This window comes from Candidatus Contendobacter odensis Run_B_J11 (genome assembly GCF_000531125.1).
Taxonomy (GTDB): domain Bacteria; phylum Pseudomonadota; class Gammaproteobacteria; order Competibacterales; family Competibacteraceae; genus Contendibacter; species Contendibacter odensensis.
The window spans coordinates 1-12,755 of the sequence record NZ_CBTK010000023.1; the positions used below are offsets into that span (position 1 = coordinate 1).

Annotated in this window: 12 protein-coding genes and 1 pseudogene; 9 read left to right on the top strand and 4 right to left on the bottom strand. The window is 57.1% G+C overall.

Annotated features, from left to right (window positions below):
* The coding region (leuB, locus tag BN874_RS01340; RefSeq protein ID WP_034430387.1) for a 3-isopropylmalate dehydrogenase at positions 1-888 on the top strand (888 nt) is incomplete at its 5' end.
* A gap of 24 nt (positions 889-912) precedes the next feature.
* On the opposite strand, the gene BN874_RS01345 is transcribed toward leuB, so the two are convergent.
* From BN874_RS01345 to phoB, 4 genes are all read right to left on the bottom strand, one after another.
* On the bottom strand, positions 913-2,352 hold the full coding sequence (locus BN874_RS01345; protein WP_081756056.1) for a Ppx/GppA phosphatase family protein: 1,440 nt from the start codon (positions 2,350-2,352) through the stop codon (positions 913-915).
* A 90-nt stretch (positions 2,353-2,442) separates the two neighbouring features.
* Positions 2,443-2,952 carry a SixA phosphatase family protein gene (locus BN874_RS01350; RefSeq protein WP_034430389.1) on the bottom strand — a complete coding sequence of 170 codons (510 nt, stop codon included), beginning with the start codon at positions 2,950-2,952 and terminating at the stop codon, positions 2,443-2,445.
* Positions 2,953-2,984: 32 nt separating this feature from the next.
* Entirely contained in the window at positions 2,985-4,319 is a 1,335-nt protein-coding gene (gene phoR / locus BN874_RS01355) for a phosphate regulon sensor histidine kinase PhoR (RefSeq protein ID WP_081756054.1), read from the bottom strand.
* A 2-nt stretch (positions 4,320-4,321) separates the two neighbouring features.
* Positions 4,322-5,014, bottom strand: coding sequence for a phosphate regulon transcriptional regulator PhoB (gene phoB, locus BN874_RS01360; RefSeq protein WP_034430390.1), 693 nt, complete (start codon positions 5,012-5,014; stop codon positions 4,322-4,324).
* A gap of 302 nt (positions 5,015-5,316) precedes the next feature.
* On the opposite strand from phoB, the gene BN874_RS01365 reads away from it, so the two are divergent.
* The 8 genes and pseudogenes from BN874_RS01365 (at position 5,317) to BN874_RS26595 (ending at position 12,572) form a co-directional block, all read left to right on the top strand.
* Entirely contained in the window at positions 5,317-5,916 is a 600-nt protein-coding gene (locus BN874_RS01365) for a peroxiredoxin (RefSeq protein ID WP_034430392.1), read from the top strand.
* Positions 5,917-6,067: 151 nt separating this feature from the next.
* Positions 6,068-7,024, top strand: coding sequence for a thioredoxin-disulfide reductase (gene trxB / locus BN874_RS01370; protein ID WP_034430393.1), 957 nt, complete (start codon positions 6,068-6,070; stop codon positions 7,022-7,024).
* A 41-nt stretch (positions 7,025-7,065) separates the two neighbouring features.
* Positions 7,066-7,662: pseudogene (locus BN874_RS01375) on the top strand (chemotaxis protein CheB).
* A 169-nt stretch (positions 7,663-7,831) separates the two neighbouring features.
* The gene (locus BN874_RS01380; protein WP_034430394.1) at positions 7,832-8,722 is read left to right on the top strand and encodes an HpcH/HpaI aldolase/citrate lyase family protein; all 891 of its coding nucleotides are present in this window, start codon (positions 7,832-7,834) and stop codon (positions 8,720-8,722) included.
* Complete coding sequence (locus BN874_RS01385; RefSeq protein WP_154724697.1) at positions 8,646-9,899, top strand: FAD:protein FMN transferase; 1,254 nt, start codon at positions 8,646-8,648, stop codon at positions 9,897-9,899. The genes BN874_RS01380 and BN874_RS01385 overlap by 77 nt, the downstream gene beginning before the upstream one ends.
* 48 nt (positions 9,900-9,947) lie before the next feature.
* Positions 9,948-10,877, top strand: a complete 930-nt coding sequence (locus BN874_RS01390; RefSeq protein WP_034430395.1) for an ABC transporter ATP-binding protein — start codon at positions 9,948-9,950, stop codon at positions 10,875-10,877.
* 201 nt (positions 10,878-11,078) lie between these two features.
* Complete coding sequence (locus BN874_RS26590; protein WP_051497285.1) at positions 11,079-11,744, top strand: DUF6444 domain-containing protein; 666 nt, start codon at positions 11,079-11,081, stop codon at positions 11,742-11,744.
* A gap of 114 nt (positions 11,745-11,858) precedes the next feature.
* A complete protein-coding gene (locus tag BN874_RS26595; RefSeq protein ID WP_051497286.1) occupies positions 11,859-12,572 on the top strand; it encodes an IS66 family transposase in 714 nt (237 codons plus the stop codon).
* Positions 12,573-12,755 lie beyond the last annotated feature (183 nt).

Genomic DNA, 12,755 nt, shown 5'->3' on the forward strand with positions numbered 1-12,755 from the left:
GCCGCTGACGCGATCCTGCTCGGCGCGGTCGGCGGCCCGAAGTGGGAACAGCTTGATCGTCCGCTGCGCCCGGAACGCGGCTTGCTGGCGATCCGCGCCGATCTGGAACTGTTCGCCAATCTGCGCCCGGCCCTGCTTTACCCGCAACTGGCCGACGCTTCGGCGCTCAAGCCGGAGCTGGTCGCCGGGCTGGATTTATTGATCGTGCGCGAACTGAACGGCGATATTTACTTCGGTCAGCCGCGCGGCATCCGCACCCTGGAGAACGGCGAGCGTGAAGGTTTCAACACCATGCTTTACCGCGAGTCGGAGATCGAGCGCATCGCCCAGGTTGGTTTTGAAGCGGCCCGCAAACGGCATCGCAAGATCTGCTCAGTGGATAAAGCCAATGTGCTGGAAGCGTCGGAACTGTGGCGGGAAGTGGTGGAACGGGTGGCGAAAGATTACCCCGATGTGGCGTTATCCCATCTCTATGTGGATAACGCCGCTATGCAACTGGTCCGCGCCCCCAAGCAGTTTGACGTGATCGTGACCGGTAATCTGTTCGGCGACATTCTCTCCGACTGCGCGGCAATGCTGACCGGCTCCATCGGTATGTTGCCGTCCGCCTCGCTGGACGCCAGCGGCAAGGGCCTGTACGAGCCGATTCACGGCTCTGCGCCCGATATTGCCGGCAAGGGCATGGCCAATCCGCTGGCGACCATTTTGTCGGCAGCGATGCTGCTGCGCTATACCTTAAACGCGCCGGAGTTGGCCGAGCGAATCGAGGGCGCGGTGGGGCGGGTACTGGATCAGGGCTTGCGCACTCTGGACATCATGGCGGCGGGGATGACTCCAGTGGGCACCCAAGCGATGGGTGATGCAGTGGTGGCAGCGCTGATGGATTGAAAGGTCTTTTGCGACACCATCCAATCAGCCAAATTCCAATCGGAATCCGGCCTTGCGTAAATAGCCTGCTTCCATCTCCAAATCAGCGCGAGTCAATGGATGCTCATCCAACCAGCCGGCGGGAAAGCGTAAATCCAACCGCTGCTGATGGACGCCCAAGCGCAACAGTGGCAAGGACTGGCGACTACGACCCCGATGCAACACCACCGCCAGCCGTAACAACACACACAGCCGCCGAGCCAGCAGCGCCATGTCCTTGGGCAGATGATCGAAGGCATCACTGGGAAACCCGCGCCGGTGCCGGCGGACCAGTGCCGCCAGCAAGGTTTGATCACCGCGCGAAAAACCGGGCAGATCAGCGTATTCCAGGATGTAGGCGCCATGCCGGTGGTAGTAGTGATAGCTCAGCAACATGCCGATTTCATGCAGCCGGGCCGCCCATTCCAGAATCCGCTCACCGCCGCCGACCGCCAGTGACCACTGATCCCGCGCCTGATCCACCAAAACCAGGGCGGTCGCGCTGACCCGTTCGGCCTGCGCCTTATCCAGATTGTAACGGCCAATCACCGCCGCAATGGTGCGATCCCGCACATCTTCGTGGCGAATCCGACCCAGCAGGTCGTAGATCACCCCCTCGCGCAGCGCCCCCTCCGACACCTCCATCCGATCCAGCCCCAGCGTCTCGCACAGCCCGTGCAACACCATAAACCCACCGGTGAATACTCGGGCGCGGGCCGGTTCCAGCGCCCAGCGGGTAGCAATAGCGGTGGTATTGCCGACCTCCAGCAGCGCAGTGCGCAGCCGCCGCAGCGCCTCCAGCCCAATGCCCTCACGGCACCAGCCCTCCCGCTTCACCACTTCCTGAATCGCCTTAATCGTACCGGAGGCACCTGTAACCACCTGCCAGCCCAACTCCTGAAACTCGATCGTCACCGGTTCCAGCTTCAGCCGCACCAGCAACTCCGCCTCGCGCATCCGGGCTTCGGTGATCCGCCCGTCATCGAAACAGGCGCGACTCAGGCTGACGCAACCCATTTTCAGACTGGTCAGATGCAACGACTCAAACTTTTCGCCGACGATCAGCTCAGTGCTGCCGCCGCCAATATCCACTACCAACCGCCGGCCCGGAACATCAGCTACGCTGTGAACCACCCCCAGATAGATCAGCCGCGCCTCCTCGTGGCCGCTGATAATCTCGACGGTATGACCCAGCACCGCCTCAGCGCGGGCTAGAAACTCGGCGCTGTTGCGCGCCAGCCGCAGGGTGTTGGTGCCGACGATCCGCAGTTGTTCGGGCGGAATGTGGCGCAGTCGTTGACCGAATCGCGCCAGGCAGTCCAACGCTCGCCGCTGTGATTCCTCCGACAAGCGGTTCTTGCTGTCCAGGCCGGCGGCGAATTGCACCATCTCCCGCAACCGATCCAGAATCTGGAAATGCCCGTTGACCATCCGGGCCACGATCATGTGAAAGCTGTTGGAACCCAAATCAATGGCAGCAACGACATCGGCAGGCACGACAAATTTCCTTATCAAGAGGGGAGAAGGGCGCGCTGCTTAATCCTGTTTCAGGCTACGCAATTGACCCGGTGTTAATGCCCATTGCAACAGACCCGCACCGATTTCAGCGCAACCCGCGAACTCGATGAGCGCCACTCCACCCTTACGGAAGAGGATCAGCGGCTTTGGCAGATCCGCCAATAGTAAACCGGTCAGCAGCCCCAGTTGCGGCTCGTGACCCACCGCCACCACCCAGGCCTCAGGCGGACACTGCCGCAGCCAGTCCACCACACGCTCAGGCGGATAACGGTAATCCAGCTCGGCACGCTCCACCAGCAGCGGATCGCCACAGGCGCGGGCGATAATCTCAGCGGTTTCACGGGCGCGCAACAACGGGCTACAGGCCAAAATATCAATGCGCCCCAATTGTAACCGCAGCCGGTTAGCCGCCTTACGCATCTTTTTTCGCCCGATCTCGGTCAATGGCCGCTGGGCGTCGGTACCGCCGGTGGCAATAAAGGTTTCTGCCTCTTCGGCGATGGCGTGGCGAACCAGCAATAATTTCATCAGCAAACTCCTCAACAACAAGGGTCGCCAGTTTAGCACCGGGAACCGGTAACATTCCGGGCCGAAATCGCCGTTCGTTCCATCCGCAATTCATGCGGAAAGTCACAGGTGAACACACTGCCCACGCCCAGTTCACTGCTGATTCGCAACTGACCGCCGTGATGATTCAGCACATGCTTAACAATAGAAAGTCCCAATCCGGTGCCGCCACTGTCTCGTGAGCGGTCGCGGTTGATCCGGTAAAACCGTTCGGTCAATCGTGGAATATGGTGCGGGGCAATGCCTTCACCCTCATCTTCTACCGTCAGATGGATCCCGCCGTCGTCAGCAAACCAGCGTATCTCGATCCGTCGCCCGGCCGGGGTATAACGCACCGCGTTGAACACCAGATTGGCGAAAGCGCTGTGTAGCTCCTTTTCGCTGCCGGCAATCCATAGTTCAGGATCGGCGATCACGCTGATCAGGTGCGCCTGCTCGTCGCTGAGCGCAATGGCGTCATCCACGATAGTCGCCAGCAGTGCCGGCACGTTAACCGGCTTAAACGGTGGGCGCTCTTTGCGTGACTCCAGCCGAACCAGCAGCAGTAAATCTTCGACGATATGCAGCATCCGGCGCGATTGCTCCTGCATCCGATGCAGCGGTGGTCGCCACAGGTCGAAGGCGGGACTGTCGCTGTCGAGCAGGGTTTCCAAGTAGCCGCTAATCACTGTCAGCGGGGTACGCAGTTCGTGCGAGACGTTGGCGACGAAATCGCGCCGCACCTGCTCCAGTCGCCGGACTCGCGAGATGTCCGTTGCCAGCAACAACCGCTGTTTCTTCCCATAAGGCACGATGCGGGCGCTCAGCAACAGCGCATCATCCACCGGCGCGGAAAACTCTACGTTGTCGCTTGGACGCCGTTGATGGAGGAAGGCCACGAAGTCGGGATGTCGCAGCAAATGAGCCACCGGCAGGCCAATATCGCGCACCGGTGATAGACCGAGCATTTGTTGCGCTGCACCGTTACACCACACCACCCGGTCGTCTTCGCCGAGGATGACGGCAGCGTCCGGCAATGCGGCGGTCGCCTGCTGAATTTGCGAGAACAACTTGCTGAGCTTGCGCTTGCGTTTGCGGCTTTGCCGGCGCAAGCGGGTGACGTGAGCAGCGATGCCGTCCCAAACCCGGCCAACTTGCGGCGGACTGGCATCGCGATCTCCGCTCAACCAGCGATCCAGCCGATACAACTGCCCTAACTGCCAGGCCAGGCTCACTAACGCGGTCAACAGCAACGCTAAAAGCAGCCGATCCACTAGCCAACCCAGCAATGCGGCACCCAGAAACGCCAGCACCAATCGCCGTAAGAGTACCCGCCAAGACCGAGACACCCTTAAACCCTGGTTGAAAACCGGTAGCCGCTACCACGCACGGTCTGAATCAGCGCATCGTGACCGTGCGGCTCCAGTACCTTGCGCAACCGGCGAATATGCACGTCCACGGTGCGCTCCTCGACGTACACATTGCTGCCCCACACCCGATCCAGTAATTGCCCTCGACTGTAAACCCGCTCCGGGTGAGACATGAAAAATTCCAGCAGGCGGTATTCGGTCGGCCCCATCTCCAGCAGCGTATCGCCGCTGCTGACCCGATGGCTCGCCAAATCCAGGCATAGACTGTTGGCGCGCAATACCTCGTCTTCCGCCGCCGGCCCGCCCCGGCGCAGTACCGCCCGGATGCGGGCCACCAGCTCGCGGGGCGAGAAGGGTTTGGTGATGTAATCATCAGCGCCGCTTTCCAATCCTTGCACTTTATCTTCCTCCTCGGCGCGGGCGGTCAGCATGATGATCGGCAATTCGCGAGTCAATTCTTCCTTTTTCAGCCGGCGAGCGAAGTCAATGCCGCTGATACCCGGCAGCATCCAGTCGAGCAGAACCAAATCGGGCAGATGTTCGGCGATGCTGGCCTGCGCCTGCCGACTGTCAGCGGCTTCTTCCGCTTCGTAACCGGCGCTGGTCAGGGCGAACATCACCATTTCCCGGATCGGCTGTTCATCTTCTACGATTAAAATATGTTTGGCGTTCATAAGTTCCTCTTGAATGTACTGGCGTCGTCCTAAAATTAACTCAAGGCGATCCGCAAGGTCACAATGGTTCATCCAGGATAATAGGGATTGAAACATGACGGGAATGTGACAAGGCCCGCGTTCTGAATAGCAGCAGCCAGGTGGCGAGGTCTCATCCACGACAACAAGGATTGAAATAACAATAGCCAATCGCTATCGCCCCGTTTGGATAATTGAATTTCCACAATGGATAAAAGTCGCCTAAGCTTCAAACTGTGTTAAGCCGTATCACCGATCACCCACTCACCCAAAAGGTATTGCCCATGAGCGTTCTCGTCACCCAGCCCGCCCCCGATTTCACCGCCGCCGCCGTGATGCCCGATGGCTCGATCAATGAAGCCTTCAAGCTGTCCGACCTGCGCGGCAAATATGTGGTGTTGTTCTTCTATCCGCTGGATTTCACTTTCGTTTGCCCATCGGAAATCATCGCCCACGATCACCGTGTCTCCAAGTTCAAGGAGCTGGGTGTGGAAGTGGTCGGCGTGTCGATTGATTCGCAGTTCAGCCACTTTGCCTGGCGCGAAACGCCGGTGGAAAAGGGTGGCATCGGTCGGGTTGGCTTCCCGCTGGTCGCCGACATCAAGCACGAAATCACCCAGGCTTACGGCATCGAGCATCCGGCGGGTGTGGCGCTGCGCGGTTCGTTCCTGATTGACAAGGCCGGCGTCGTGCAGGCGCAAATCGTTAATAACCTGCCGCTGGGCCGCGAAGTGGATGAGATGGTGCGGCTGGTTGAAGCCCTGCAATTCACCGAGCAGCACGGCGAAGTCTGTCCGGCGGGCTGGCGCAAGGGCCAGAAGGGGATGAAGCCCACCGCCGAGGGTGTAGCGTCCTATCTGGCCGAGAACGCTGGCGCTTTGTAAGCATCTGTCCCCTCTCCCAGTGGGAGAGGGTTCGGGTGAGGCGCCGCCCTCACCCGAACAGCGCTCCTACGCCAGCGTCCTTCGGCCCGTCGGTTTCTAGCGTAGGGACACTGTTCCATTCAGCGAATAACAACACCGGAGATTTCATGTCATGAGTACCCCGAAACACTGTCGTCTGCTGATTCTCGGATCAGGTCCGGCGGGCTACACCGCCGCAGTTTACGCCGCTCGCGCCAACCTCCAGCCGGTGCTGGTCACCGGCCTGCAAATGGGTGGACAGTTGACCACCACTACCGAAGTGGACAACTGGCCCGGCGATGTCGAGGGTTTGATGGGGCCGGATTTGATGGAGCGGATGCGCCGCCACGCCGAGCGCTTCAATACCGAGATCATTTTTGATCACATTCATACCGCCAAGCTGCAACAGCGGCCGTTCCGGTTGACCGGCGATTCCGGCGAGTACACCTGCGATGCGCTGATCATCGCCACCGGTGCCAGCGCCCAGTATCTCGGTCTGCCCTCAGAGGAAGCGTTCATGGGCAAAGGCGTATCCGGCTGTGCGACTTGTGACGGCTTTTTCTACCGCAACCAGAAGGTGGCCGTGATCGGCGGCGGTAATACTGCGGTCGAGGAAGCGCTGTACATGGCTAACATCGCCAGCGAAGTGACGCTGGTGCATCGTCGTCAGCAGTTCCGCGCCGAAAAGATCCTGGTGGATAAGCTGATGGAGAAAGTCAGTAGCGGCAAAATTCATCTGGCGCTGGACAGTACGCTGGATGAGGTGCTTGGCGACCAGAGCGGCGTCACCGGGATGCGGTTGTGTAATGTCGTCAATGACGAGCGCCAGGATATTACCTTGCAAGGCGTGTTCATCGCGATTGGCCATAAACCGAACACGGCTCTGTTCACCGACCAGTTGGAAATGCGTAACGGCTACATCTTGATCAAGACTGGCGTTGAGGGCGGCGCGACAGCTACCAGTATTCCGGGCGTATTCGCCGCCGGTGACGTGGCGGATCATGTCTACCGCCAGGCGATCACTTCCGCCGGCAGCGGCTGTATGGCGGCACTGGACGCCGACAAGTATCTGGACGGGCTGAGTCACTAGCCTCTACTTGGGATAAAAAATTCGGAGCAGCGGGATGGTCAATGAACGCTAAGCGGGATGCAAAAGACTTTCCTGTCGTTTGTGTCGGTGGTTCAGCCGGTGGCCTCGACGCCTATACCCGGTTATTACAGCACCTGCCAGGTGATATGGGAGTTGCTATCGTCATTGTTAATCACCTGAGAACTGTAGCCACCCTGCTCCACGAAATTCTCCCACGCTACACCAAGATGCCGGTTGAATTGATTACGGAAAAACTACTCATCTAGCCCAACCATGTGTTCATCATCCCAAGCCAGCGTGATTTGCATGTCCTTAATGGCGAGTTCCGCCTAAAGCCGATATCAAAGCCGAGAGGATGGCCCGATGTGATTACGGTCTTTCTGCGTTCCCTAACCCAGAACTGGGACGGAAAATTGATCGCTGTTATTGTCTCTGGCTACGATGGCGATGGGGCAGCGGCGCTGTGCGAGATAAAAGAAGTGGGGGGCATTACTATCGCGCAGAAGCTGGATACCGCTCAACAACCCGATATGCCTGAGAGCGCAATAGCAAGCGGGTGTATAGACTTTATTCTTTCACCTGAGGATATCGCTCAAGAAATTGTGCGCATTGCCCACAGGGACACCTCAACCGGTTAAGCCGGCTGTATTTTTGATCTTAAAACCCCTTGCTCTCTACCCGGCAAGGGGTTTTTCGTGGGCGTCATTCCGCTTTGAAAACCCGCCTTGACCGCCGATAATGTCTCATTCTTTCACGCTCGCCACCCCAGGCCCGCGCCCTTTCTACCACCCAACAAGGAGAACTCTCATGTCCAAACCCGTGCGTCCCCGTCGCAGCGTCCTCTATATGCCCGGTTCCAATGCCCGCGCCCTCGACAAAGCGCGTAATTTGCCCGCCGATGGCTACATTCTCGATCTGGAAGATGCGGTCGCCCCTGATTCCAAGGAAATCGCCCGCCAGCAGGTCTGCGATGCGGTCAAGGCCGGCGGTTTCGGCCAGCGTGAGATCATTATCCGTGTCAATGCCTTATCTACCAAATGGGGCTACGATGACATCGCGGCGGCCTCAAAATCAGGCGCCAATGCCCTGCTCCTGCCCAAAGTGGAAAGCGCCGACGCGATCCGCCACATGGAAGCGATCATGCGCGCCAATGACGCCCCGGAGACCATGACCATTTGGGCGATGATGGAAACCCCGCGCAGCGTGCTCGAATCGCAGCGCATCGCCGAATCCACCCCGCGCATGGAATGTCTGGTGATGGGCACCTCCGACTTGGCCAAGGAGCTGGACTGCGCCCATACCCACGAACGGCTGCCGTTCCTCGCCTCGCTGGGTCTGTGTCTGCTGGCCGCCCGTGCTGCCGGGCTGTCCATCCTGGATGGTGTCTACCTTGATCTCAACGATGAGGCCGGATTTGAATTTGCCTGCCGCCAAGGTCAGGAGTTCGGCTTTGACGGCAAGACCCTGATTCATCCCAAACAGGTTGCTCCCTGTAATCGGGTGTTCACTCCGAAGTCAACCGATGTGGAGTGGTCGCGGCGGATTATTGAAGCGCACACCGCAGCAGCAGCGCGGGGTGAAGGCGTAGCGGTGGTCGAAGGCAAGCTGATTGAAAATCTGCATGTGGAAAGCGCCCGTCGGCTGGTCACGCTGGCCGATGCGATTGCTGCGCTGGACGCTGCTAACGCCGCTGTCTGAGCATTTTACCCTTCCCACCTTCCCGAAAACCGGCGTTGCCCTTGTTGTCGGCGCTGGTTTCCCTCCTCCGGCCCGCTGCTCGATAGGCGCGGTCAGACTGCCTGGAACGCCCATGTTGAATCATTCCCTCTTCGCCCCCGACCGTTGGCTGTGGTATCCACTGCTGCTACTGGCAGTAATAGCATTAGCCGCCTGCGAAAAATCCGCGCCCGATCCAACCGTGCGCATTTCTGGATCGACGATGGGTACCAGCTATGATCTCCAACTGGTGCCGGTGCTGGGGCAAGCAGTTCCGGCTGATTTCAAGGCCAAGGTTGATGGGTTGCTGGCCCGCGTTAATAAACAGATGTCCACCTACGATCCGGCTTCGGAACTGTCGCGCTTCAACCGGAATACCAGCACCGACTGGGTTGCGGTATCGCCCGAACTGCAAGCGGTGGTCGCCGAGGGGTTGCGTGTCAGCGAACTCAGCGGCGGCGCGTTCGATATCACCGTCGGGCCGCTGGTTAACTTGTGGGGATTCGGGCCAGAGCCGCGCCGTGATCAAGTCCCGTCCGATCAAGCCATTGACCAAGCGCGAGAGCGGGTCGGCTATTGGCGGCTGCACACCCGGGTAGACCCGCCGGCATTGAAAAAGGATCGCGCCGATATTTATGTGGATTTGTCCGCGCTCGCAAAGGGCTACGCCGTGGACCAACTAGCGGCGCTAATGGAAGTCAATGGCATTGGCAATTACCTGGTGGCGATCAGCGGCGATATTCGCGCCAAAGGCCGTAATGGTAAGGGGCAGCCTTGGACTGTCGCTATTGAACAACCGGTCGCTGGTCAGCGTGCGGTTGAACGTCTGATTCGACTCGGCGACCACGGTGTTTCCACTGCGGGCGACTACCGCAATTTCTTCGAGCAAAACGGCCAGCGCTACTCGCACATCATCAATCCGCACACCGGTCGGCCCGTCCCGCAAACCCTGGTGTCAGTGACTGTCATCAGCGACCTTGATATGGCTGCCGACGCCGCTGATACTGCCCTGCTCGCCGCTGGCCCGGATTTCGGTTTTCAATTGGCGACGGATCACCATTTAGCGGCTTTCTTTATCGTCATCGGCCCAGATGGCAAAAGCTTTCAGGAACGCTATACCCCAGAATTTGAGCCGTATCTGCTGCCCTCAACGCCGTGAATTGACTCTGAAATTTTATACTGTTATTGGAATGACATTGACTCGACTATGACGACCCTGGCGCTGACGTTGCGCGGTTTGCGTAAGACCTATACCAATGGTTTCAACGCCCTGCGAGGCATTGATCTGGATGTAGCTGAAGGTGAGTTTTTCGCCCTGCTGGGTCCTAATGGCGCGGGTAAATCCACCACTATCGGCATTGTTTGTTCCCTGGTGCGTAAGAGTAGCGGCACGGTGCAGGTCTTTGATCAGGATTTGGACCGTAATCCCAGTGCGGTGAAATCCTATATCGGGCTGGTGCCGCAGGAATTTAACTTTAATCAGTTCGAGCCGGTCGCCGAAATTGTGGTCAATCAAGCTGGTTATTACGGTATTCCCCGGCCACTGGCGCAACAGCGCGCCGAAACCTATCTCCGGCAACTGGGCTTGTGGGAGAAGCGCCGCGAGATAGCGCGGGAATTGTCGGGGGGGATGAAACGACGGTTAATGATTGCCCGCGCTTTGGTTCACGAACCGAAGTTGCTGATTCTTGATGAACCCACTGCTGGCGTAGACATTGAGATTCGCCGCTCGATGTGGGATTTTCTGCGTGTGATCAACGAACAAGGCACCACGATCATTCTCACGACGCATTATCTGGAAGAGGCGGAACATCTGTGCCGCCATATTGCGATTATTGATCGGGGGGAGATTATTGAGAATACCCGGATGCAAACGCTACTCGGTCGGCTGAATCTGGAAACCTTTGTCCTCAATTTGCGCCAACCATTGGCTGAAACACCAGAAATACCGGGTTACCCGCTACGGCGGTTGGATGATCTGATGCTGGAAGTAGATGTCACCCAAGAGCAGGGCATTAACTCCCTGTTTCAGCAGTTGTCGGCGCGAGGCATTGAAATTTCCAGCCTGCGTAATAAAACCAATCGGCTGGAGGAACTGTTTATGCGGCTGGTGGATAAGAATGAGGCGGCGGGTTGAATGAGGCAGATAGTGATTGTAGCGGAAATTAAAAAGCTACTGATAGAAAGTGAAAACTACGCTTTTTTCTCAGCCACCAGCGACAATATCTACAACCATGGACATTCCAAATTGTTTAACGAACATCCCTTTGAAAAAAGTAACTACTCAGGTACCTCACTGTAATTGCTAATATAGAACATTTTGTTTATCCTTGATCACATGAATATCCGACTGCCAACCCGAGAAGAAATTCACATTGCTTTCGTGCAAGGCGAGGCTGCGGTCATGGATCTTTTTCTGGGGGTAAGCCAACAGATGGAAGAACTGGCTGGGCAACTGGAAAAGCAGTCAGTGGCGCTGAGGGAATTACAGGCGCGCTTGGAAAAAAATAGCCACAATAGCAGTAAACCGCCGTCCAGTGATGGTTATAGCAAACAGAAACGAACGGAAAGTCTAAGAAAGCGGGGTCAAAAGCCAAATGGGGGTCAGCCTGGACATGAAGGATCCACTCTGAAACGATCAGAGCATCCCGAACATACAGAGCTTCACCCCGTGGTGGAATGCGAGCAGTGCGGTACATCTTTAAATGATGTCGATGTGACAGGGTATGAAGAACGCCAAGTTTTTGATATTCCAGCGATCCGTATTGAAGTTACCGCACACCAAGGCGAGATTAAAATCTGCCCGAGGTGTGGCGTGGAAAACCGGGGTGTATTCCCGGATGGAGTGAAGAGGCCCGTCCAGTATGGGAACGGAGTGAAGACATGGGCGGCCTATTTTCAGACTCAGCATTTTGTACCGGTGGAACGCACCGCCCAGATTTTTGAAGATTTGCTCCATCATCGGATTGCAGAAGGGACACTGATTAAAGCCGGACAAGAATAGGCGATGGAGATTGAACCGGCCATAGTCGCTGTGAAAGAACAGTTGCGCCAAGTCGCCGTTTTATCTCTGGATGAGTCAGGAATGCGGGTGAAAGGGAAGTGACATGGGCTGCCTGTGGCCGCGACGGAGCGATTAACGGATTATACGATTCACGCACAGCGGGGCCAAACTGCGAGGGAGGATGCGGGGATTCTGCCGAAGTTTAAAGGGCGGGCGATCCATGATCATTGGAAACCGTACTTTGGCTATACGGAGTGCAGTCATGCTTTGTGCAATGCACATCACCTTCGAGAATTACAGTTGATCGAAAAACACTATGGACAACAGTGGGCAGTGATGATGGCGGATCTTCTACTGGAAATTAAGAAAACGGTAGAAGCCACTCAAGAAAGTGGGACTGAAGGATTGTCATCTGAAGTGTTCACTCAATTTGAGCAGCGCTATGATCATCTTATCACCACGGGGTATCTCGTGAATCCGCGTCCACCGCCGCTCCCCGCCACAGGGAAAAAACCGAAAAAAAGAGGCCGCCTAGCCCAGACACCCCCGCTGAATCTGCTGGATCAACTCCGGGACTTTAAGCCACAGACCTTGGCGTTTATGACGGACTTCCGTGTCGCGTTTGATCATAACCAGGCGGAACGGGATGTGCGGATGGTTAAAGTTAAACAAAAGGTCTCAGGCGGATTCAGGACACTGGCCGGAGCCAACGACTTTGCACGAATTCGAGGGTATCTCTCGACAGCTCGTAAGAATGCAGTGAATGTGTTCAGCGCCATCCGGGATGCATTCTGCGGTAAACCCTTCGTCCCATCCTGTGCCTCTTAATAAAAGGCCGCATTTACTATAACTGGTTAATGCGGCTTTTTAATACCTGAGTAGTTACCTCAATTCTTTGGTTTCGCCTACCCCAGACATACCCTGTGGTATCATCTGACAATAAATGACACTCATCTTCAGCAAAAACAACCACTTCTCCAGCGATGATCTCGGCTTGCTGTTCTTCAAGTT

Bases quoted from the DNA above. Each gene is read 5' to 3' on its own strand.
- BN874_RS01380 (WP_034430394.1), top strand. From the start codon at position 7,832: ATGTCCAAACCCGTGCGTCCCCGTCGCAGCGTCCTCTATATGCCCGGT.
- BN874_RS01385 (WP_154724697.1), top strand. From the start codon at position 8,646: ATGTGGAAAGCGCCCGTCGGCTGGTCACGCTGGCCGATGCGATTGCTG.
- BN874_RS26590 (WP_051497285.1), top strand. From the start codon at position 11,079: ATGAATATCCGACTGCCAACCCGAGAAGAAATTCACATTGCTTTCGTG.
- BN874_RS01350 (WP_034430389.1), bottom strand. From the start codon at position 2,952: ATGAAATTATTGCTGGTTCGCCACGCCATCGCCGAAGAGGCAGAAACC.
- trxB (WP_034430393.1), top strand. From the start codon at position 6,068: ATGAGTACCCCGAAACACTGTCGTCTGCTGATTCTCGGATCAGGTCCG.
- BN874_RS01365 (WP_034430392.1), top strand. From the start codon at position 5,317: ATGAGCGTTCTCGTCACCCAGCCCGCCCCCGATTTCACCGCCGCCGCC.
- BN874_RS01390 (WP_034430395.1), top strand. From the start codon at position 9,948: ATGACGACCCTGGCGCTGACGTTGCGCGGTTTGCGTAAGACCTATACC.
- phoB (WP_034430390.1), bottom strand. From the start codon at position 5,014: ATGAACGCCAAACATATTTTAATCGTAGAAGATGAACAGCCGATCCGG.
- BN874_RS01345 (WP_081756056.1), bottom strand. From the start codon at position 2,352: ATGATCGTGGCCCGGATGGTCAACGGGCATTTCCAGATTCTGGATCGG.